Below are 21,757 nucleotides of genomic sequence, written 5' to 3' on the forward strand. Positions count from 1 at the left end.
CCTACTCCAGCCCCCCAGCCCCGCCGGCGAGGCCGTGCAGCATGATCGCGGTCGCCGCCGCCAGGTTCAGGCTGTCCGCACCCGGCCGCATGGGAATGCGCACCAGGGTGTCGCAGGCCCGGGCCATCTCGGTCGGCAGCCCGGCCTGTTCGTTGCCCATCAGCAGCACCGTCGGCGTGGGCGCGCGCAGGCCTTCGGGCCGATGAGGTCCGGCCAGATGGGTTCCCACGACCCGGCCCGGCCAGGATTTGCGCCAGTCCAGGAACGCCGCCTCGTCGCAGCGCACCAGCGGCACGTTGACGATGGCGCCCATGGTGGCGCGGACCGACTCGATGGAGAACGGATCGACCGTGTGGCCGACCAGGATCACGCCCTTGGCCCCGAAGGCGTCGGCGCTGCGCATGACCGAGCCGAGATTGCCCGGATCGCGCACGCTCTCCAAGGCGACCCAGAGTGCCCCCGGCTCCGGCGTGACGGCGGAGAGCGGGCTGGTCTTCTGCTCGATCACGGCGATCACGCTCTGGGCGTTGTCGCGCTTGGCGATGCGGGTCATCAGCTCGCCGCTGACCGTGATCACCCGGCCGCCGGCGTCCAGGCAAGCCTGGCGTGCCTCGTCCATCACCGGGCTCGGTGCCTGCTTGTCGGCGACGATCAGCCGGCGGATCACCCAGCCGGCGCGGGCCGCCTCCACCACATGGCGCAGGCCTTCCGACACGAAGGCGTTCTGCTGCTGCCGTCCCTTCTTGGTGGCCAGCGCCTTGACCGCCTTGATCTCGGGATTGGCGGAACTGGTAACGACGAGATCAGCCCGTGACGTATCAGCCATGGCGGTCCCACCGCACGAAGAGCGAGGTCGGCAGCAGGCGGCCGCTGCCCTCCTCCCGGATCGTCATCTCGCCATGGGTGATCGCGCCGCCGAGCCCGGCCATCGCATCCTCCACCAGACGGCGCAGGGTTATGGCCGACAGGTGCGTGGCATAGGCGGTCAGAACCATGAAGGACGAACCGCCGTCCAGCATCGCCCGCACATCGGCGAGCAGGGTCGGCAGCTGCTCCTCCAGTCGCCAGATCTCATTCTTCGGACCGCGGCCGTATTTCGGCGGGTCGAGGACGATACCGTCGTAGCGGTTGCCGCGCCGGACCTCGCGGGCGGCGAAGCGGGCGGCATCGTCGCAGATCCAGCGCACCGGCGCCTCGGTCATGCCCGACGCCTCCTGGTTGGCGCGGGCCCAGGCGATCGCCTTCTTCGAGGCGTCCACATGGGTGACCTTCGCGCCCTTCGCCGCCGGCAGCAGCGAGGCGAGGCCGGTATAGCCGAACAGGTTCAGCAGGCTGAACTCGGCCCCCACCCGCTCGGCCATGAAGTCCCAATGCACCCGCTGCTCGGGGAAGATGCCCACATGGCGGAAGCCGGAGAGCTGGGCCTCGCAGCGCACCTCCCCATAGGTCAGCGGCCAGGTGCTGTCGGCATGGCGCTTGAGGATGTCCCAGTTGCCCTGGCCTTCCTCGTCCTTGCCGCCGGTGAACCGCGCATCGGCGGCGGCCCAGGCATCGGCCGGCTGGCTGCGCGCCCACAGCGCCTGGCTGTCCGGCCGGTCGAGGATGCGCGACCCGAAGCGCTCAAGCTTGCGGCCCTCGCCGCTGTCCAGCAGGGCGTAGTCGCTCCAGGGCTCGGCGACGAGCGTTTCGGACGAAGGATCGGTCGGCACGTGGGAAAGCCCGTCAGGTTACGCAGCGCGGGACAATAACGCCGGCGGTCCAGGAAGCCAAACCAGTCTGGGAGGTGTGTTCGTTCGTTGGTGTACAGGCCCTCACCTTTTACCCCGTCATCCCGGCAGTGCGGAGCGCTGGCCGGGACCAGGGCTCATCCGCGTGGACCCAGGTCCCGGGCTCAGCGCTGCGCGCCGACCCGGGACGACGATGAGAAAAAGGTAAATGGCGCTCCCGTCACGGATCCGGGCAGAGCCTCGGCTCCGGCAGGGCATCGACCGTTGCCTGGATGCCGTCGGAATAGCGCTGTTTCAGATCCAGGAAATACGGGTCGCTGTTCTTGTATTTCATCAGGTTGCGGGTCGAGAAGCTGTCCGTGTGGTAGCACAGCACATCGATCGGCGCGCCGACCGACAGGTTGCTGCGGATCGTCGCGTCGAAGGACACCAGCGCCAGTTTGGCCGCCCGGGCGAGGCTGTTGTCGAAGCGCAGGGCGCGATCGAGGATCGGCTTGCCGTATTTGGTCTCGCCGATCTGCAGATAGTGGTTGCGCGGGGTCGCCTCCACGAAATTGCCGGCGGAGTAGACCTGGAACAGCCGCGGCGGCTCGCCCCGGATCTGGCCGGCCAGCAGGAACGTCCCGTTCGGATCGCCGAACCGCTCCACATAAGGCCCGTCGCGCTCCAGGATCCGGCGCAGCAGGTTGCCCACCGTCTGGGCCACGTCGAACATGGAATTGTGCAGGAACAGGTCGCGCTCCGGCGTGCCGGTGCCGGCTGCCTGTTTCAGCGTGGTGATCACGGTCTGGGTGGTGGCGAGGTTGCCGGCGGACAGCAGGGCGATGACCGCCTTGTCCGGATCTTCCAGGATCGACAGCTTGCGCACGGTGGCGATCTGGTCGACCCCCGCATTGGTGCGGGAATCGGAAGCGAGCACGAGGCCCTCCGGCAGGAGGATGCCAAGGCAGTATGTCATGGTGAGAATCTCCCCCCAGCGCCCGAGCGATGATCCCGTTTCGGGTAACCGGGCGACGACACGTTGACCTTCCGGGCCCTGTGATGCAATGCCGTCGACCATGACCGACCGCAAATGCCTGCTGATCGTCGCCCATGCCCCCTCGCCGAACACCCGGAGGCTGCGCGATGCCGTGGTCGAGGGGGCGCGCAGCGAGGAGGTGGACGGGGTCGAGGTGGTGGTTCTCTCCCCCTTCGACACCACGCCCGAGCATGTGCTGGCCGCCGACGCGATCATCCTGGGGACGACGGAAAACCTGGGCTACATGAGCGGCGCCCTGAAGGATTTCTTCGACCGCTGCTACTACCCCTGCCTGGAGGAGACCCAGGGCCGGCCCTACGCGCTGTATATCCGCGCCGGCCATGATGGGACCGGCACGCGGCGTGGGGTGGAGACGATCGTCACCGGGCTGCGCTGGAAGGCGGTGCAGGAGCCGCTGCTGTGCCGCGGCGACTGGGACGACACCTTCCTCGACCAGGCCCGCGAGCTCGGCCTGTACCTGGCCGCCGGCCTGGAGGCGGGGGTTCTCTGACTCAGCCCTCCTTGACGATCCCCAGCGCCTCGCGGAAGGCGGGGTGATCGGCACTCCCCAGCCATTCGAAGATCAGCGCCTCCACCGTCACCGGCACCGCCCCCGCCGCCCGCAGCCGGGCCAGTCCGACCTCCCTGTCGTCCTGCCGGCGGCTGCCGCAGGCGTCCTCAACCACCGCCACACGCCAGCCCAGACTGCCGAGCCCGAGCGCGGTCTGGGCGACGCAGACATGCGCCTCCACCCCGGCGACGACGGCGACCGGGCGCTCCAGCTCCGCCAGGCGGTCCGTCAGGCCGGGCGCCCGGGTCGCGTCGAAGTGACGCTTCGCCAGCATCCGCTCCCGCCCGATCCGGTCGGCCAGCAGCGGAACCGTGGGCCCGATGGCGTCCGCACAATGCTCGGTGGCATAGGCCGGGACGCCCAGAATCCCGGCGGCACGGACCAGGCGATCCATGGCCGAAACCACGGCCTCGCCCTGCGAAATCGCCGGAACCAAACGGGCCTGAGCGTCGATGAGAAGAACGAAACAAGACTCAGCCGGGCATCGCCGATGACTAAATCGGACAATGTCCAGTGAATCCGCGCCTTTCAGCGTCTCTTGGATTGACATGAAAGGTTTTGTCCTTATAGTCCGCTCGCATCTCGACCGGGGTTATACCGGAAGAGTCCACAACCTAAGCCGACATGTCAGATACAAAAAAAACTTTCGCCGATCTCGGCCTCTCGGACGAGATCGTTGAGGCGGTTACAGCCGCCGGTTACGCCACCCCGACCCCGATCCAGGAAAAGGCGATCCCTTATGTCCTGATGGGCCGCGACGTCCTCGGATGCGCGCAGACCGGTACGGGGAAGACGGCGTCCTTTACCCTTCCGATGATCGACATCCTGTCGGCAGGCCGCGCCAAGGCGCGCATGCCGCGGTCGCTGATCATCGCGCCGACCCGTGAACTCGCCGCCCAGGTGTCGGAGAACTTCACGAAATACGGCGCCAACACCAAGCTGACGATGGCGCTGCTGATCGGCGGCGTCTCCTTCGACGACCAGGAATCCAAGCTGGATCGCGGCGTCGACGTGCTGATCGCCACCCCAGGCCGCCTGCTCGACCATTTCGAGCGCGGCAAGGTGCTGCTGACCGACGTCAAGGTCCTGGTGATCGACGAGGCCGACCGCATGCTGGACATGGGGTTCATTCCCGATGTCGAGCGGATCGTGTCGCTGCTGCCGACCATCCGGCAGACGCTGTTCTTCTCCGCCACCATGGCGCCGGAGATCAAGCGGATCGCCGACAAGTTCCTGATGAACCCGAAGGAAGTGACCGTCGCCCCGCCGACCTCCACGGCGGACACGGTCGCGCAGCACCTGGTGCGCTGCGATCCCAAGGACAAGCGGGACGTTCTGCGGAACATCATCAACCGCGAGAATGTCGAAAGCGCGCTGATCTTCTGCAATCGGAAGCGCGACATCGGCGTCCTGCACCGCTCGCTGGTGCGTCATGGCTTCGATGCGGTTCAGCTGCATGGCGACATGACCCAGCCGGCCCGCATGGAGACGCTGAAGAAGTTCAAGAACAACGAAGCCCGCATGGTGGTGTGCAGCGACGTCGCCGCACGCGGCCTGGACATCAAGGGGCTGAGTCATGTCTTCAACTTCGACGTCCCCTCCAATGCCGAGGACTACATCCACCGGATCGGCCGCACCGGCCGGGCCGGGATGACTGGACGCGCCTTCACGCTGACCACGTCGGACGACGCCAAGTTCCTGGCCGCCGTCCAGCGCCTGATCAAGAAGGACATTCCGGAGATCGATGCCGACGGCAACCCGGTCGAGGGTGGCAAGGGCCGGTCCGGCGGCGGCGCCAAGGCGAAGCCCGAGGCCGTCCAGGATGCGGGCGCGCCGGAGGAAAAGGCCGAGGGCGAGAAGCGCTCGCGCCGGTCCCGCGGCGGGCGCAAGTCCGGGGCGAAGGACTCCGCTCCCCAGCGCGAGGCGGCTCCCGCCCGGGAAGCCCCCGTCGCGAAGGAGCACGGCGGCAAGGAACACGGTGCCAGGGACCATGGCACCAGGGATTCTGGCGTGAAGGACCCCGTCGCGGCCAAGGGCCGGACGCCGTCCAACGCGGTCACCGGTGGCGGCGTGGTCGAACAGTTCCCGGACAACCGCCGTCGCGGCGGCCGGGACGACAGCTCCCGCGTGGTCGGATTCGGCGACGATGTGCCGGCGTTCCTGCTGCGCCCGGTGCCCAAGAAGGCGATGGGCGGCTGAGCCGCCCTTCCCTGTCCTCCCGTCAAGACGGCCTCTTCCGTTCCGCCCCTTGATTCGAACCGGCCGCTGACCGATCCTGCGGTCGCCCCGGTTCGACGGCGGACGGCAACGCGCGGTGACCCGACATGCAAACCATCTTCATCCAGGTCAAATGCGAGCTCGGCAAGGCCTATGACGTGGCCGACGCGGCGGTGCTCGACGTGGAAGAGGTCTCCGAGGTGTATTCGACCTCGGGCCAATACGACCTGCTGATGAAGTGCTATCTCGGCGACGACCACGATATCGGCCGCTTCGTCACCGAACAGGTCCAGACCCTGCCCGGGGTAAAGGACACCTTCACGCTGATCACGTTCAAGGCGTTCGGGTAGCGCACGCCCCTAGGCCCCTTCCCGCTTGTTGACCTCGCCCTGAGCAGCGCCGGAGGCCCGTGTCGAAGGGCCTTGCGCGTCTTTGGGTCCCGGCCGACCTCCGGGTCGAGCCCGGAGTTCGCCGGGATGACGATGAAAATGAAAGTCCAATCCCGTCATCCCGGACGGCCCCGGACTTGATCCGGGGGCGGGCCGGGACCTCGCGCGTGGCCTCAATGCCCTTCGACACGCTCCCCGGCTTTACGCCGGGGCGCTGCTCAGGGCGAGGTCGAGGGTTTATTTACCCCGCGTGCTCCCGCCAATGGGCGGCGATCTCTCCCGCCTCGCAGAGCCAGATGTCGTCGCGATGCCGGGCTATGTGCTCCAGCGCCGCGCGCAGCGGCCGCAGGCGGTGGGGCTGGCCGACGATATACGGGTGCAGCGCGATCCCGAGCACCAGCGGCTGCTTCCTGGACTGTTCCAACTGCTCGTCGAACCCGTCGATGATCATCTCGGCGAAGGCGCGGCCTTCGACCTTGCGGGCGACCACGGCCGGGATGTCGTTCAGTTCCTGGGGATAGGGCACCGACAGGATCCGACCGCCGTCGCGGGTCGCCATCCAGACCGGCTGGTCGTCATGGCACCAGTCCAGCAGATAGTCGTAGCCCGCCTCGGCCAGCAGATCCGGGGTGGTGCGGCTCTGGGAGATCCAGGGGCCGAGCCAGCCCTTGGGCCGCTGCCCCTCCTCGCGTTCGATCGCCTGCGTGGTCTCGGCGATCAGCGCCCGCTCGCCCGCCTCGTCCAGCACGCCCTGGCGCTCCGAGTTGGTGCGGCCATGGGCCACCACCTCGTCGCCGCGCTTGCGGAACGCCTCCATGATGCCCGGTGCGGCCGTATAGGTCTCGCTGTTGGCCAGCACGCTGACCGGCAGCTCCAGCCGGTAGAACTCGTCCAGCAGCCGCCACACGCCGACCCGGTTGCCGTAGTCGCGCCACGCGTAGTTCAGGACGTCGGGCTGGGGGATGCCGGCAGACGCGCCGGGCGCCAGCTCCGCCCCCAGCCCCTCGCCGAAGCCGAAGACTTCCACGTTGAGCGCGATATAGACGGCCAGCCGCTTGCCGCCGGGCCAGTCCGGGGCGTCGCGGGTCTCGATGGAGGAATAGGCGTAGCGGCCGTGATCGGCGAGCACCGGGCGCCGATCCTTATTCGGCGGCCATGGCCGGGGCGGCGGCGAGACCGTTGGTCTGGCGCAGCATCACCGCTCCGATCGCCATGGAGACCGCCGCCTGGGTCGGGTCGACCACGGGGATGCCGAGCCGGTCGGACAAGCGCTCGCGGTACCGGGCCATGCCGGCGCAGCCCATGACCAGGACATTGGCGCCGTCGGTGTCGCGCAGGGTGGTGCCGACCTGAACCATCCGCTCGAATGTCTTTGCCTCGTCGGAGAGTTCGACGACGCCGAGCTCGATGCCCCGGTCGCCGGCGACCCGGCCTTCCACGCCGATGCCGCGGAAATACCGCATGTGGCGCGGCACCGAGCGGCTGAGGATGGCGATGACGCCGACCTTGGCCCCCAGGGACATGGCGGTCAGCATCCCGCTCTCGGCGATGCCGAAGACCGGCCGGCTGGTCGCCTCCCGGGCGGCGTAGATGCCCGGGTCGGAGAAGCAGGCGATGACGAAGGCGGCCGCGTCGGCGTCGCGCTCGGCGATGATCCGGCGGATGTCGCGGGACACGTCGTCGGCATGGGCCTGGCATTCGATCCCGGCCGGACCGTTGGTGTTGGTCACGCTCTCGATCTCCGGCGCCCCGGCCATACGTAACGGATCGAGCGCCCGGTCCATCGCCTGCGTCACGGCGTCGGTGGAGTTCGGATTGATGACGATGATGCGTCCGGTCATGGCGGGGTCCTCACGGGAGAGCGGATCTCAGGACAGGCCCTTCGAGGCGATCTCGAAGACGTCCTTCGACAGAGTGGGCTGCTCGACGATCCGGCGCAAGGCACCGGTCATCGCCTTGGCCCGCTCGCCGTCGAACCGGCGCCAGCGCACCAGCGGTTGGCACAGGCGCGAGGCGATCTGGGGGTTCAGCGCATCGATCCGCAGCACCTCGTCGGCCAGGAAGGCATAGCCGGAGCCGTCGCCGGCATGGAAGCGCACCGGGTTACCCATGGTGAAGCCGCCGACCAGGGCGCGGATCCGGTTCGGGTTCTTCGGATCGAAGCGCGGATGGGACTGCAGCTCCTTCACCCGGTCCAGGGTGCCCGGCAGGGAGGCGGACGCCTCCAGGGTGAACCACTTGTCCAGCACCAGCGGGTTGTCCTGCCAGCGGTCGTGGAACGCCTGCATCGCCTCGGTGCGTTCCGGGCAGTCCGTGTCGTTCAGCGCCACCAGCGCGCCCATGACGTCGGTCATGGAGGAGGCCTTGGCCTGCGCCGCCGCCCGCGCCAGTCCCTCCGGCCGGCCGGAGGAGACCAGATACTGGAGCGCCCGGTTGCGCAGCGCCCGGCGGCCCATGGCGGCGGTGGAGAGATCGTCGGACGCGGTCTCGCCGGACAGCCGGTCGTACAGCGTCAGCCAGGTGTCGAACAGGGTGTCGCCCAGGGTGCGGATCGCTGCCTCGCGCGCCTCGTGCACCGCGTCCACATGCCAGACATCCATGGCTTGGCCGAGCATCGACTCGCCCGGCAGGGCCAGCAGTTCGGCCAGGAAGGCCGGCTCCAGCCGCGCATCCTCCAGCCCGTCGCGCACGGCGGAGACCACCGCCGCGTCGAGCGACATCGCCCGGCCGGCGCGATGCGCCTCGACCATAGCCAGGATGGCGCGGGTGGCGAGGGTCTGCAGCGCCTCCCAGCGCGAGAACGGGTCGTCGTCGGTCGCGGCCAGGAAGCCGAGATCGGCATCGCTCCAGGCGGCGGTCAGCTTCACCGGGGCGGAGAAGCCGCGCAGCAGCGAGGGCACTGCCCCCTTGGGCACGTCGCTGAAGGTCACGCTGCGCTCGGCCTCGTCCAGCACAAGCACGGTCTCGTCGCCGGCCTCATCCCCGTCGACGGTCAGCGGCAGGCGTTGGCCGTTCTCGCCGATCAGCGCGGTGCGCACCGGGATCACCACCGGCTGCTTGTCCGGCTGGCCCGGGGTCGGGTCGGTGACTTGGGCGAGGTCGAGGGTCAGGGTCCGCGCGCCCTCGTCATACGTCCAGTCGGCGGAGACGCGCGGGGTGCCGGCCTGGGAATACCAACGCTTGAAGCGGGTCAGGTCGACGCCGCTGGCATCCTGCATGGCGGCGACGAAATCGTCGCAGGTCACCGCCTGGCCGTCATGGCGCTCGACATAAAGGTCGATGCCCTTGCGGTAGGCCTCGGCGCCGAGCAGGGAGTGGATCATCCGCACCACCTCGGCCCCCTTCTCGTAGACCGTGACGGTGTAGAAATTGTTGATCTCGATATAGCTGTCCGGGCGCACCGGGTGGGCGGTCGGGCCGCCATCCTCGGGGAACTGGGCGGCGCGCAGCAGGCGCACGTCGCTGACCCGCTTCACGCCGCGGTCATGGGTGTCGGCGGAGAATTCCTGGTCGCGGAAGACCGTCAGCCCCTCCTTCAGGGAGAGCTGGAACCAGTCGCGGCAGGTGATGCGGTTGCCGGTCCAGTTGTGGAAATACTCATGGGCGACGATCGCCTCGATACGCTGGAAGTCGGCGTCCGTCGCCGTGGAGAGATCGGCCAGGATGAATTTATCGTTGAATATATTCAATCCCTTATTTTCCATTGCTCCCATATTGAATGAAGAAACGGCTACGATCATGAAGATGTCCAGATCGTACTCGAACCCGTAGACCTCCTCGTCCCACGCCATCGAGCGTTTGAGGGAATCCATGGCGTGGCCGGTGCGGCCCTCGTTGCCCGGCTCGACATAGATCTCCAGCGCGACCTCGCGGCCCGAGCGGGTGGTGAAGCTGTCCCGGTCGACCATCAGGTCGCCTGCCACCATGGCGAAGAGATAGGCCGGCTTGCGGAACGGGTCGTGCCAGACGGCGAAGTGGCGCCCCTCGTCCAGGTCACCGGTCTCGATCCGGTTGCCGTTGGACAGCAGCACCGGATAGCGCGCCTTGTCCGCCTCGATCCGCACCGTATAGACGGCCATCACGTCCGGCCGGTCGGGGAAATAGGTGATCCGGCGGAAGCCTTCCGCCTCGCACTGGGTGCAGTACATGCCGCCGGCCTTGTACAGGCCCTCCAGGCGGGTGTTGTCCTGCGGCTTGATCCGGCCTTCCACCTCGAGCGTGAAGTCGCCGGCGAGCCCGGGGATCACGATCCCCTCCGGCTTCTGCCGCCACTCGCCCGTCTCCAGCGCCCGGCCGTTCAGGGTGAGCGACACCAGCTCCTGGTCCTCGCCGTCGAGATACAGATCCGCCGGACCCGATCCCGAGGCCGGGTTGCGCCGGCCGACCAGCTTGCTGGACACGGTGGTGACGTCGTCGTTCAGACGGATCGTCAGCTCGATCGTGTCGATCAGGTGGGTCGGCGGGGTGTAGTCCTTCAGGAAGATCGTGCTCGGTTCGGTCTTCACGGCGGCGTCGGCGCGGTCCATCGGGATCCTCGGGGGTTCAGGCAAGTCGGTTGGAACAGGGTATGTGGGTCGGCGGCGTCAGTTTGCCATCCAGCCGCCGTCCACCATCAGGTTCTCGCCGGTAATGTAGCTCGCCTCGTCGCTGGCGAGGAACAGGGCCGCGTTCGCCACGTCCAGCGGCCGGCCGAGACGCGGCCAGGGGGCGCGGCTGTGGGAGTATTCGAGCATCTCCGGGGCGATGGCGCGGCCGGACTTGCCGGTCAGGATCTTACCGGGCGCCACGGCGTTGCAGACGATGCCGTACTCGGCGTAGTCGCCGGCGATCTGCCGGGTCATGTAGACCACCGCCGCCTTCCCGACCCCATAGGCGAAGTCGTGGGGCGCGCGGATCATGCCGTGCTGGGAGGAGATGTTGACGATGCGTCCCCGCACCTCTCCGTCGCCCTGCGGCGCCTGGCGCATCATCTGGCGCACGGCGGCACGGCAGCCGAGGAACACGCCCTTGGCGTTGACGGCCATGACCCGGTCGAACTCCTCCTCGGAGGTCTCGTGCAGAGGTTTGTCGATGCCGATGGCGGCATTGTTGACGAGGATGTCGAGCCGGCCGCCCAGCTCGACGGCGCGGGCGACGGCGGCCTCGAAGTGCTCGGCTCTGGTGACATCGCATTTGAGAAACTCGGCCGTACCGCCGGCCTCGAAGATCGCATCGACGGTCGGCAGGCCACCCTCCCGGGGTTCCTCGGTCACGTCCGCGATGATCACGCTCGCCCCTTCCTGGGCTAGGCGGAGCGCGATCGCCTTGCCGATACCGCCGGCGGCACCGGTGACAATGGCGGTTCGGTTGGCAAGGCGCATGGGAACTCCCGTGAAATTTTCTCCGTCATCCCCGCAGATCCCGGACGTGATCGGGGCGCTTCCCGGGATTATCGGGGCCGTTCTGTACGCGGTCCCGGCCGCACCCCGGGTAGAGCCCGGCCCCGGATCAGATCCGGGAGCCGGGATGACGTATTAGAAATAGGGAGTTAGCGCCCGTCTGCCAGGGCAGTCTCGCGGATCGAGGAGAGCGACTTGGCGATGGTGAGGGCTTCCGGATCGACCTGGATCTCGATCAGGGCCGGAGTCCCCGCCGCCTTGGCCCGCTCGAACGCCGCGGCGAAATCGGCTGTACGGGTCACGGTCTCGCCGTGTGCGCCGTAGGCGCGGGCAAGCGCCGCGAAGTCCGGATTCTTCAGCCCGGTGGCGCTGACGCGGCCCGGATACTCGCGCTCCTGATGCATGCGGATGGTGCCGTACATGCCGTTATTCACCACGATGAAGATGGTGTTCACGCCGTACTGAACCGCCGTCGCCAGCTCCTGGCCGTGCATCATGTAGCAGCCATCGCCGTTGAACGAGATCACCGTGCGCTCCGGATGCACCAGCTTGGCGGCCACGCCGGCCGGCACGCCGTAGCCCATGGAGCCGCAGGTCGGCGCCAGGCAGGTCCGCCAGCCCTTGTAGCCGTAGTAGCGGTGAACCCAGGTGGCGTAGTTGCCGGCGCCGTTGGTGACGATCGAGTCCTCCGGCAGGTTCTCGTCGAGATACTTGACGATTTCCGACATCTGCACGTCGCCCGGCCCGTGCAGCACGGCGCGGGTGGCCTCGTATTCCGAGCGCGCGACCTTGGTATCCTCGGCCCAGGCAGAGCTGTCGACCGGCTCCATGGCGGCGGCCGCCTTGAAGAAGCTGCGCTGGCTGGCGTTGATCAGCAGATCGCCCTGATAGACCTGTCCCAGCTCGTCCGAGCCGGCATGGACATGGACCAGGCCCTGGCGCGGACGCGGGATCTCCAGCAGCGTGTAGCCGCTGGTGGTCATCTCGCCCAGGCGGGAGCCGACGACGATCAGAAGGTCGGAATCCCGGACCCGGGCGCCGAGCTTCGGATCGATGCCGATGCCCACATGGCCGACATAGTTCGGATGCCGGTTGTCGAGATAGTCCTGGCAGCGGAAAGAGGCGCCGACCGGCAGGTTGTTGGCCTCGGCGAACCGCGCCACGTCGGCTGCCACGCCGGCGTCCCAGCCGCCGCCGCCGACGATCACCAGCGGCTTCTTCGCCTTGGACAGCAGATCGCGGAAGCGGGCCATGTCGTCGGCGCCCACATGCGGCTCGGTGCGCTTGTAGCGGTCGAAATCGCCGGTCTCCGCCCGCTCGGTCAGCATGTCCTCGGGCAGCGCCAGCACGACCGGACCCGGCCGGCCGGAGGTGGCGACGTGGAAGGCACGGCTGACATATTCCGGAATGCGCGCCGGATCGTCGATCTGCGCCACCCACTTGGCCATTTGGCCGAACATGCGGCGATAGTCGAGTTCCTGGAACGCTTCGCGGTCGAACATCTCGCGGCCGACCTGGCCGACCAGCAGGATCATCGGGGTGCTGTCCTGCATGGCGATATGCACGCCGGCGCTGGCATTGGTCGCGCCCGGCCCGCGGGTGACCATGCAGATGCCCGGCTTACCGGTCAGCTTGCCATAGGCCTCGGCCATCATCGCGGCACCGCCTTCCTGGCGGCAGACGATGGTCTTGATCTCCGGCGCGTCGACCAGACCGTCGAGCACGGCGAGGTAGCTCTCGCCCGGGACCGCGAAGGCGAGATCGGCGCCATGGGCGCGCAGGCTCTCCACCAGGATGTGACCGCCGATCTTGCCGGCGTTGCGTCGTTGGTCAGTGCTCGATGGGTTCGTCGACATAATGCTGGTACCGCTGTGACTTAGGTTTATCGATATCGTCCGGATTGACGTACTGGATGGAGCTCTTACCACGCAGCTCCACGGGCAGCACCATGACCCGGACGAACGAGGTGCACCGCTCGGTGCAGGCCTGGGCGACGACCGGCTCCGGGCCGGGCTCGAACCAGGATTCGCCGGGTGTGTATTCCTTGGCCTTGCCGGCCGTCTCGATGCGGATCTTGCCTTCGCGCAGACAGCGGATGCCGGGGCCTTGGTGGATATGGGCGAAGGCCTTTCCGCCCATCGGGAACTTCACCCCGTCGCAGCGCAGGATCCAGTCGCCGGAGGGATCCGGCCCGTCGATCTCGGTTTCCAGGGTCAGCACCGAGGACACACCGGTTCCGGCGGCCATTTTCGCCGGCGAGTCGGCCGCCGCCAGCTCATAGCGCCAGATCACCGCCCCGTCGTCGCCGGCACGTACCGTCACGGCGCCCGCCCCGAACCAGGCCCGGTCCTCGCCGATCGTATCCTCCTCCTTGCCGGCCACCACGAACGACCCCTCGTGGCAGTAGAGCACCCGGTTGAGTGCCGGCAGCGGCTCGAAATAGGCTGCCCCCGCAGCCAGACGATCGACGATGTGGCGGAGTTTGTACCCCGTTTCCGACATCGCTACCTCCCTGAGACCATTGCGGTCTTCATTGTCCATCATTGCGCCTGCACGCTTCCCCGCTCGATCACGTAGGTCCGGTCGAGAAGACCGCGCAGATGCGTATCGTTGGACTCGGCGATCAGGACCGACAACCCCTCTTGTTTCAAATCGGATAGAACCTCGACAATTCGCCGCGCCAGGACGGGGGCAATGCCCTCGGTCGGCTCGTCCAGCAGCAGCAGCCGCTCGCCGACCATCAGGGCGCGGGCCAGGGCCACCAGCTTCTGCTGCCCGCCGGACAGGCTGGTGGAAGCCCGGGCGCGGAAATCCGCCACTTCCGGCATCAGCTTGTAGACCCAGGCCAGCCGGTCCTCGGCGTCTGGAATGTCGGTGGACCAGACCGGCAGCAGGATGTTCTGCTCCGCCGTCATGGACGGAACCAGCTTGCGGTCCTCCGGCATGTAACCAATTCCCAAATGCGCACGCTTGAAGCCGGCGACCTTCACCAGATCGTGGTGGTCGAAGCCGATGCTGCCGGCCGAGGCGGCCAACAGGCCCATCACGCTGCGCATGAAGGTGGTCTTGCCGGCGCCGTTGCGGCCGATCAGGCCGCACATCGCACCGGTCGGGACCTGCAGCGAGACCTGCCGCAGGATCGGAATCGGCCCGATATCGACGTCGAGCCCCTGAACGTCAAGCATCGCTGCCCTCCCCCACGGATGTCGCCGGGGCCAGGCCCGCCCGCTCGCGCATCATCTGTCCCTGCGGCTCGTCGCCGATGACGAATTCGATGACCTTGGGATCGACCAGAGCCTCCGCCGGCGGCGCGTCGCAGATGATCTCGCCCTGATAGAAGGCCAGGACCCGGCTCACGTAGCGTTCCACGATCTCCATGTCGTGCTCGACGAAGAGCACGGTCACCCCGTCCTCCTTCAGCGCCGACATGACGATGTCCATCAGGCCGAACTTCTCCTCCACCGAGATGCCGGAGGTCGGCTCGTCCAGCAGGAGGATCTTCGGCTCCGCCACCATGGCCATGGCGATGTCCAGAAGCTTGCGGATGCCCTGGGGCAGCGTGCTGGCGACCTGGTCGCGATATTCGTGGATCCGATAGCGCCGCAGGATCGCGTCCGCCCGGGCCGCGCGCTCCTCCGACCGCAGCAGTTGCAGGACACTGAAGCCGTGGCTGTCGGCGATGCCGAGCGCGATCAGCAGGTTGTCGAACACCGTGGCGGTCATGAACACCTGGGCGACCTGGAACGACCGGCAGATGCCCAGCCGGGTGATCTTGCGCGGGGCCAGGCCGGTGATGTCCCTGCCGTCGAACCGGATGGTGCCGGAGGTCGGCGGCAGCCAGCCGGTGACCATGTTGACGAAGGTGGTCTTGCCGGCCCCGTTGGCGCCGATGATGCCGACGATCTCATGCGGGGCGACGGCGACGTTGACGTCCTTGGCCGCGGTCACCGCGCCGAAGGTCTTGTTGAGGTTGGTGGCCTCCAGAATGGCGGTCATCGTCCGGCCTCCTCCCGGTTGGCAGGCGGGTCGCTCGGTCGGCTCCGGCCGCCGAGCTTGGAGATCACCGACCACAGCCCGCCGGGCAGGAAGAAGATCACCGCCAGCAGCGTGCCGCCGACGATGAGCTGCCAGGCATAGGGCACCAGCTCGAAGGCGTAGGTCCGCAGCAGCTCGAAGACCAGCGACCCGATGAACGGCGCCGCCACGCTGCCGGGCCCGGCCAGCACGGTGACGAAGACCAGTTCGCCGGAGACGGTCCAGTTCACCATCGACTCCGGATCGACCTGTCCCAAGGCCAGCGCCATGAAGCCGCCGGCCAGGCCGGCGAGCGCAGCCGACATCACGTATTTGCCGTGGATCGCCTCGGCCACCGAGTAGCCAAGATATTCGACCCGGATCTCGTTGTCGCGCACGGCGGTCGTCAGATTGCCGAGGATCGAGCGCAGGTACCGGTGGACGAAGATCGCGGCCAGCCAGCCGATGACGCAGATGCCGAGGAACAGGGCCGTCAGCTTGGTGGTGGAGTCATCGGTCCCGATGCCGAACAGGGTCGGCTGCTCGACGCTGAACCCGTCCGTCGATCCGAGCGCTTCGGTCTTCACCAGGATGCCGAACAGCACCATGGAGAAGGCCAGGTTCAGCATGGCGAAGAAGATCTCCCGGTATTTGCGGATGATGAAGCCGAGCGCGAACCCCACGAGTGCTGCCACCAGCCCGGCGGCCGGCAGGGTGATCAGCACCTCGGTGATGCCGAGATCCTTGCCCAGCATCGCCACGGTATAGGCGCCCAGCCCGAAATACAGGGCGTGACCGAAGGAGATCAGCCCGGTGCGCCACAGGACCAGCAGCCCGAGCACCGCGAGCGCCCGGGAGAACGCGATCAGGATCTGGCTCATCAGCCAGTCGGGAAGAACGAAAACGCCGAGCAGCGCGACGAGCGCGAAGCCGACGGTGAGGCCGATAACGGTCCGGTCCATGAAGTGTTTCATCGCCGGACCTCAGATCTTGCGGGCTTTGGCGGGCGCGAAGAGGCCCTCGGGACGGAAGATCAGCACCGCGGCCATGACCGCATAGACCACGAACAGCTCGATCTCGGGCCATTGCAGCACGGCGTAGGCGCGCAGCAGGCCGACCAGAAGCGCGCCGATGGCCGCACCGCCGATGCTGCCCATGCCGCCGATCACCACCACCGCGAAGGACAGCACGATGACCTCCACGCCGAAGCCGGGAGACACCGAGATGGTCGGCGCGATATAGGCGCCGCCCAGAGCGCCGAGCACCGCGCCGACGACGAACACGACGTAGAACACGCGGCGCACGTTGACGCCCATGGCCACGGCCAGGTCGCTGTCGAAGATGATCGCGGAGACCAGCTTGCCCCAATGGGTGCGGTTGAGCACGAACCAGGAGACCAGGCCGATCGCGAGACTGAGGGCGATCATCGTCAGCTTGTAGCCGTCCTGATAGATGCCGCCGATCTGCACGCCGGGGATCGCAAGGGTCGGCTGGAAGGCGAAATAGGGATCGACGCCGAACACCAGCAGGATGACGTCCTCCAGCACCAGAAACAGCCCGAAGGTCGCCAGGACGATGATCACCTCGTCGCGGCCGTAGAGGTTGCGGATGATGGTGCGCTCGATGGCGGAGCCCAGGACGAGGCCCACCGCCAGGGCGGCGATCGGGATCGCGACCATGGTGCCGAGATCCGACACCCCCATGGTCGAGAACTCGCCGATCAGGAAGGCGCAGGCATACGCCCCCCAGGCGTAGAACGCGCCATGGGCCACGTTCAGGATCTTGAGCACCCCGAAGATGATCGTCAGGCCGAGAGAGACGATGAACAGATAGGACGCGTAGCCCAGTCCCTCGACAAGAATTGTCAGTGCCAGGTCCATAAATCGATACCCAGTCGGCGCTGCCGCGGAGTCGGAAGCCGCCGGCGATGAGAGGAAGGATCCAACGAAAGAGTGACGGCGCCGGGCGCCGTCACTCGCGGTGTATTTGCGGCTGTATCAGACGCTCAGCACTTGGCGCCCGGCATCCCGGCCTCGATCCACTCGACGCTGGTCGTGTCGGCCGGAGGCATGACGCATTCCGCCGGGTAGACCTTCACGTCGCGCAGCCCGAGCTCGCCGGCGGCCTCGTCCCACTGGACGATGCCGTACATGTGCTCGGTGACCGCCTGGTGCCCGTTGCCCAGCGCCATCTTCACCGGCGCGGCGAAGCTCTCGAACTCGAGACCGGTCAGCGCCTCGCGCACCTGCTTCTCGTTCGGGAAGGAGCCGGCCGCCTCGGCCGCCTTGTCGTAGGCGATCTTGGTGGCGAGGATCGCCTGGGCATACTGGTAGGCCGCGCCCGACGGATACTCGCCGTAGGTGTCGCGATAGGTCTTGATGAACCAGGTGTTCAGCGGGGTATCGCGGTCGCGGACCAGGATCCCGTACGGGCCCCGGCTGCCGATCGCCACGCCGTCCGGCAGACGCTTGCCAAGGCGGTAGGCGCTGACGCCCCCGACGGTCAGCACGACCTTCTTCTGGCTGAAGAACCCGCGCGGGGTCGCCTGCAGGATGAAGGCTTCGAAATCGCCGCCCCAGAACGAGGAATGCACCAGTTCGGCGTCGTCCAGCGACAGCGCCGAGATCTCGGAGCCATACTGGCCGGCGAAAATCTTCGGGAACTGCGGCTTGTCGGACACCTTGGCATCCGGCATGAGGCCGGTCATGGCCAGCGAGAAATCGCGCCAGCTGTCCTGGCCCCAGGCGTAGTTCTGGTTGATGCCGGTATAGGACTTCACGTCCGGCATCATCTCCTTCACGTAATGCGCGGCGGCGATGTTGTCGGCCGTCGCGTGGCTCATCGTGCGGAAGACGTACTCGCGGGGCGCTTCCTCGAAAATCCGCGGCGTGCCGCAGACCGACATGACCGTCAGCGTCTGCAGCTCCTCGGCCACCGGTGCTACGGCAGCACAGGAGCCGGAGGAGACGTAGCCGATGATCGCGTCGACCCCCCGCTTCTGAACCAGGTTGCGGTACTCGGAGACCTGCTTGGTGTTGCCACCGGATTCGTCGATGTACTCCGCGGCCACCGTGGCGCCGGCGAATCCCTTGGTGCCGTAGGGAGCCGGCAGCGTGCCCTTGTTGATCGCATCGATCACCATCTCGGCACCGTTGCGACCGGGAACGCCGTACGGCCCCGCCGCCGGGCCGGACAGAAACGCAACGATCCCGAGCGATACCGTGTCTTTCGCCGCTACCGGCATCGGCGCGGCAAGAGCAATCACGCCGGCCAGGCCGGCGCCAAGAACACCAGCATATCTCAATGATTTCATTTGCTATTTCCCTCTCTCAAACGGTGAAGCCCGTCCCGTGACCGGTGTAGCGGAGGCGACCTTGTCCGGCCGATCTTCTGCACTCCGCACTGCGGCGGTTCGTGCAAGGGTAACCACTCTCTTCGCTGCGATGCAACGAAGAGGACCGCTTGCATGCACCCGGCCGGAGCGTTACCTCAGTCTCCAAAATGCTTCTGAACCCTGTAGGGAGAAAGCACATGGGCGTGCAACAGAACTATATCGGCGGCAAGTGGACTGACGGCGCCACCGCCAAGGACAACGTCAACCCGTCCGATCTGACCGACGTCATCGGCAGCTACGCGCAGGCCGACGCCTCGGGCGTTGAGGCCGCCGTCGACGCCGCCAAGGCTGCGGCCCATGGCTGGAACCGCTCCACGCCGCAGCAGCGCTACGACGTGCTGGAGTTCGCCGGCAACGAGATCATGGCCCGGCGCGAGGAACTCGGCCGCCTGCTCTCCCGCGAGGAAGGCAAGACCCTGCCGGAAGGCATCGGCGAGGCCACCCGCGCGGCGCAGATCTTCAAGTTCTTCGCCGGCGAGGCCCTGCGCATCCAGGGCGAGAAGCTGGCCAGCGTGCGGCCGGGCGTCGAAGTGGAGATCACCCGCGAGCCAGTCGGCATCGTCGGCATCATCACCCCGTGGAACTTCCCGATCGCCATCCCGGCCTGGAAGATCGCCCCGGCCCTGGCCTACGGCAACTGCGTGGTGTTCAAGCCGGCCGATCTGGTGCCGGGCTGCGCCTGGGCGCTGGCCGAGATCCTGTCGCGCGCCGGCCTGCCTGAGGGCGTGTTCAACCTGGTGATGGGCCGCGGCTCCGTCGTCGGCGAGGCGATCCTCAACGCCGACGCGCTCGGCGCCATCAGCTTCACCGGTTCGGTGGACACCGGCAAGCACGTGGCAGCGACCTGCGCCGGCCGTCTGGCCAAGGTCCAGCTCGAGATGGGCGGCAAGAACCCGTTCGTCGTGCTCGACGACGCCGACATCGCCACCGCGGTCAACTGCGCCGTCAACAGCGCCTTCTTCTCCACCGGCCAGCGCTGCACCGCGTCCTCGCGGCTGATCGTCACCGAAGGCATCCACGACAAGTTCGTCAAGGCGATGTCCGACCGCATCGAGACCCTGAAGGTCGACGACGCCCTGGCTCAGGGCACCGAGATCGGTCCGGTGGTCGATGAAAACCAGCTCAAGCAGGACATGGACTACCTCGAGATCGGCAAGAAGGAAGGCGCCAAGCTGATCGGCGGCGACCGTCTGAAGCTCTCGAAGGACGGCTACTACATGAAGCCGGCGCTGTTCACCGAGACCACGAACGACATGCGGATCAACCGCGAGGAAATCTTCGGTCCGGTGGCGTCGGTCATCCGGGTGAAGGATTACGACGAGGCCCTGGCCGTCGCCAACGACACCAATTTCGGCCTGTCCTCCGGCATCGCCACGACCTCGCTGAAATACGCGTCCGACTTCAAGCGCAATGCCGAGGCCGGCATGGTGATGGTCAACCTGCCGACGGCGGGCGTCGACTATCACGTGCCGTTCGGCGGCCGGAAGGGCTCCAGCTACGGCCCGCGCGAGCAGGGTCGCTATGCCGCCGAGTTCTACACCACGGTGAAGACCACCTACATCCAGCCGTAAAACGAAAGGCCGCCGGAACCCGGCGGCCTCTCCTGCGGTACTCTTCCGGTGCGGCCGGCGTCAGTGGGCGTCGGCCGCAGCCGTATCCTGACCCGCCTCCGCGCCCTGCGATGAGGGCATGCGGGTCTTGTCGAGATTGGTGTTCTCGAAGCTCGTCCCGTCGATCGTGCAGTCGGCCAGCTGCGCATGCGACAGGTCGCTGCCGTCCAGCACGGCGCCGGACAGGTTGGCGCTGGTGAAATCCACCCGCTGGAAATTCGCCCCGGCCGCCTTCGCCCCGGCCAGATCCGCCGCCCAGATCCCCTTCTCCTCGCCCGTGCGCGGGTCGACCACCCGCATGGGCGTGAGGATGCTGGCCTGGAAATTGGCTTCGTCCAGAATGGCGTTGCGGAAGTTCGCCCCGCGCAGGTCGCTGCGCTGCATCTGCGCGCCGGCGAGGCTGGCGGTGGTGAATTTGGTGAAGCGGAAGGAACAGCGCCGCAGGTTGGCGCCGTTCAGGTTGGCGCCGGTGAAATCCGCGGCGGACAGGTCGGCGCCGGAGAAGTTCACCCCTTCCAGATTGCGGCCGGAGAAGTCGGCCGGCGCGCCCCGGCGGCCGCCGGAACTGATCCAGGCGAAATGCCGGACCAGGAGCTCGCGCACATCCGCCTCCAAAGCCTCCATGTCCGAGGCGATGACGCAGTCGGACAGGTCGGCCCCGGACATGTCTGCGCCGTCGAGATGACACGAGCGCAGATCGGCGCCGGTCAGGTCGGTATTCGCCAGCCGGGCGTCGGCGAAGTTCACGTCCTGCAGGTTGGCGCCGCGCAGGCTCGAATTCTCCAGGGTGGCGCCGATCAGGATGGCGCCCTTCAGGTTGGTGGCGTCCATGGCGCAGCCGTCGAAATGCGCGCCGCGCGCCGTCACCCCCATCATGTTGGCGCGGCCGAGATTGGTGCGCACCGCCTTGGCGTTGTCCAGATCGGCCCCGCCCAGGTTGGTGACCGTCTCGTCGCCCTTGCGGGCCCCCACCTTGGTGGCGCGGAAATCCGCATCGGTCAGGTCCGCCGAGGCCAGCCGCGCCTGCTCCAGGTCGGCGCCGCGGAAGTCGGTCTTGATCAGCTTGGCGCCGGTGAAGTCCGCCGCGCGGAGCTGGGTGCCCGACACGGACGCTTCCGACAGATTGGCGCCGACGAACTGGGCGCCGCGGAAGTCCGCATTGGTGATCAGCGCCCGCCGCAGGTCGACTCCGTTCAGAAGCGCGCCCTTGTGCTGCTGGCCGCGCAGGTCCGCCCGCTTGCCGTCGCTGTAGTTGTTCAGGAAGTTCACATGCTTCCTGATGGTGTCCGCCAACTTCCAGTCGACATTGCTTGGATCGAATGCCAAGCGTCCTCTCCTTGGATCCCCACAATCCTCCGGGCGCCCCCGGACCGACGCAATGTCGGTAAACCTTCGTGGACTTCGCTACTACTCATTGTACGCCGAAAACCGTCCCGGCG

General features: G+C 67.4%; 20 protein-coding genes. 4 read left to right on the forward strand and 16 right to left on the reverse strand.

Translation table 11 applies throughout. The features are described 5' to 3' along the window. Position 1 precedes the first annotated feature (1 nt). The 3 genes from T8K17_RS19310 to T8K17_RS19320 all read right to left on the reverse strand — a co-directional run bounded on the left by T8K17_RS19310 (position 2) and on the right by T8K17_RS19320 (position 2,685). The gene (locus T8K17_RS19310) at positions 2-826 is read right to left on the reverse strand and encodes an RNA methyltransferase (RefSeq protein ID WP_322331358.1); all 825 of its coding nucleotides are present in this window, start codon (positions 824-826) and stop codon (positions 2-4) included. After that, the gene (locus tag T8K17_RS19315) at positions 819-1,709 is read right to left on the reverse strand and encodes a class I SAM-dependent methyltransferase (protein WP_322331359.1); all 891 of its coding nucleotides are present in this window, start codon (positions 1,707-1,709) and stop codon (positions 819-821) included. Before T8K17_RS19315 ends, T8K17_RS19310 begins: the two co-directional genes overlap by 8 nt. A 238-nt stretch (positions 1,710-1,947) precedes the next feature. Continuing rightward, the gene (locus T8K17_RS19320; protein WP_322331360.1) at positions 1,948-2,685 is read right to left on the reverse strand and encodes a peptidase; all 738 of its coding nucleotides are present in this window, start codon (positions 2,683-2,685) and stop codon (positions 1,948-1,950) included. A gap of 100 nt (positions 2,686-2,785) precedes the next feature. On the opposite strand from T8K17_RS19320, the gene T8K17_RS19325 reads away from it, so the two are divergent. After that, complete coding sequence (locus T8K17_RS19325; protein ID WP_322331361.1) at positions 2,786-3,256, forward strand: flavodoxin family protein; 471 nt, start codon at positions 2,786-2,788, stop codon at positions 3,254-3,256. 1 nt (position 3,257) lies between these two features. On the opposite strand, the gene T8K17_RS19330 is transcribed toward T8K17_RS19325, so the two are convergent. Further along, complete coding sequence (locus T8K17_RS19330; RefSeq protein WP_322331362.1) at positions 3,258-3,866, reverse strand: isochorismatase family protein; 609 nt, start codon at positions 3,864-3,866, stop codon at positions 3,258-3,260. A 74-nt stretch (positions 3,867-3,940) separates the two neighbouring features. Here T8K17_RS19330 and T8K17_RS19335 point away from each other — a divergent pair, with 74 nt between their 5' ends. Both T8K17_RS19335 and T8K17_RS19340 read left to right on the forward strand, forming a co-directional pair. Continuing rightward, positions 3,941-5,515, forward strand: a complete 1,575-nt coding sequence (locus T8K17_RS19335; RefSeq protein WP_322331363.1) for a DEAD/DEAH box helicase — start codon at positions 3,941-3,943, stop codon at positions 5,513-5,515. A 125-nt stretch (positions 5,516-5,640) separates the two neighbouring features. Then, positions 5,641-5,883, forward strand: a complete 243-nt coding sequence (locus T8K17_RS19340) for an Lrp/AsnC ligand binding domain-containing protein (RefSeq protein ID WP_322331364.1) — start codon at positions 5,641-5,643, stop codon at positions 5,881-5,883. A gap of 280 nt (positions 5,884-6,163) precedes the next feature. Here T8K17_RS19340 and T8K17_RS19345 read toward each other — a convergent pair whose 3' ends face one another. The 11 genes from T8K17_RS19345 to T8K17_RS19395 all read right to left on the reverse strand — a co-directional run bounded on the left by T8K17_RS19345 (position 6,164) and on the right by T8K17_RS19395 (position 18,627). Continuing rightward, the gene (locus T8K17_RS19345) at positions 6,164-7,051 is read right to left on the reverse strand and encodes a polysaccharide deacetylase family protein (RefSeq protein WP_322331365.1); all 888 of its coding nucleotides are present in this window, start codon (positions 7,049-7,051) and stop codon (positions 6,164-6,166) included. A 13-nt stretch (positions 7,052-7,064) separates the two neighbouring features. Beyond that, the gene (locus tag T8K17_RS19350) at positions 7,065-7,763 is read right to left on the reverse strand and encodes an aspartate/glutamate racemase family protein (RefSeq protein ID WP_322331366.1); all 699 of its coding nucleotides are present in this window, start codon (positions 7,761-7,763) and stop codon (positions 7,065-7,067) included. A 27-nt stretch (positions 7,764-7,790) separates the two neighbouring features. Further along, positions 7,791-10,448 (reverse strand): aminopeptidase N, encoded by a 2,658-nt coding sequence (gene pepN, locus T8K17_RS19355; RefSeq protein WP_322331367.1) that lies wholly within the window; start codon positions 10,446-10,448, stop codon positions 7,791-7,793. 57 nt (positions 10,449-10,505) lie between these two features. After that, positions 10,506-11,282: an SDR family oxidoreductase gene (locus tag T8K17_RS19360; RefSeq protein WP_322331368.1), complete on the reverse strand. Its 777-nt coding sequence runs from the start codon at positions 11,280-11,282 to the stop codon at positions 10,506-10,508. A gap of 167 nt (positions 11,283-11,449) precedes the next feature. After that, entirely contained in the window at positions 11,450-13,156 is a 1,707-nt protein-coding gene (locus tag T8K17_RS19365; protein ID WP_322331369.1) for a thiamine pyrophosphate-binding protein, read from the reverse strand. Next, entirely contained in the window at positions 13,131-13,802 is a 672-nt protein-coding gene (locus T8K17_RS19370) for a hypothetical protein (protein WP_322331370.1), read from the reverse strand. Before T8K17_RS19370 ends, T8K17_RS19365 begins: the two co-directional genes overlap by 26 nt. A 38-nt stretch (positions 13,803-13,840) precedes the next feature. Next, positions 13,841-14,485, reverse strand: coding sequence for an ABC transporter ATP-binding protein (locus T8K17_RS19375; RefSeq protein ID WP_322331371.1), 645 nt, complete (start codon positions 14,483-14,485; stop codon positions 13,841-13,843). Next, entirely contained in the window at positions 14,478-15,296 is an 819-nt protein-coding gene (locus T8K17_RS19380) for an ABC transporter ATP-binding protein (RefSeq protein ID WP_322331372.1), read from the reverse strand. Before T8K17_RS19380 ends, T8K17_RS19375 begins: the two co-directional genes overlap by 8 nt. Next, positions 15,293-16,276 carry a branched-chain amino acid ABC transporter permease gene (locus tag T8K17_RS19385; RefSeq protein ID WP_322331373.1) on the reverse strand — a complete coding sequence of 328 codons (984 nt, stop codon included), beginning with the start codon at positions 16,274-16,276 and terminating at the stop codon, positions 15,293-15,295. Before T8K17_RS19385 ends, T8K17_RS19380 begins: the two co-directional genes overlap by 4 nt. Positions 16,277-16,297: 21 nt before the next feature. After that, positions 16,298-17,194 carry a branched-chain amino acid ABC transporter permease gene (locus T8K17_RS19390; RefSeq protein WP_322331374.1) on the reverse strand — a complete coding sequence of 299 codons (897 nt, stop codon included), beginning with the start codon at positions 17,192-17,194 and terminating at the stop codon, positions 16,298-16,300. 125 nt (positions 17,195-17,319) lie between these two features. Beyond that, the gene (locus T8K17_RS19395) at positions 17,320-18,627 is read right to left on the reverse strand and encodes an ABC transporter substrate-binding protein (RefSeq protein ID WP_322331375.1); all 1,308 of its coding nucleotides are present in this window, start codon (positions 18,625-18,627) and stop codon (positions 17,320-17,322) included. A 218-nt stretch (positions 18,628-18,845) separates the two neighbouring features. Here T8K17_RS19395 and T8K17_RS19400 point away from each other — a divergent pair, with 218 nt between their 5' ends. Further along, positions 18,846-20,279 carry an aldehyde dehydrogenase family protein gene (locus T8K17_RS19400; protein WP_322331376.1) on the forward strand — a complete coding sequence of 478 codons (1,434 nt, stop codon included), beginning with the start codon at positions 18,846-18,848 and terminating at the stop codon, positions 20,277-20,279. 60 nt (positions 20,280-20,339) lie between these two features. Here the strand turns inward: T8K17_RS19400 and T8K17_RS19405 are convergent, their stop codons facing one another. Beyond that, positions 20,340-21,644 (reverse strand): pentapeptide repeat-containing protein, encoded by a 1,305-nt coding sequence (locus T8K17_RS19405; protein WP_322331377.1) that lies wholly within the window; start codon positions 21,642-21,644, stop codon positions 20,340-20,342. Positions 21,645-21,757: the final 113 nt, after the last annotated feature.

Origin of the sequence: Thalassobaculum sp. OXR-137 (genome assembly GCF_034377285.1) — a bacterium.
Classification (GTDB): Bacteria; Pseudomonadota; Alphaproteobacteria; order Thalassobaculales; family Thalassobaculaceae; genus Thalassobaculum.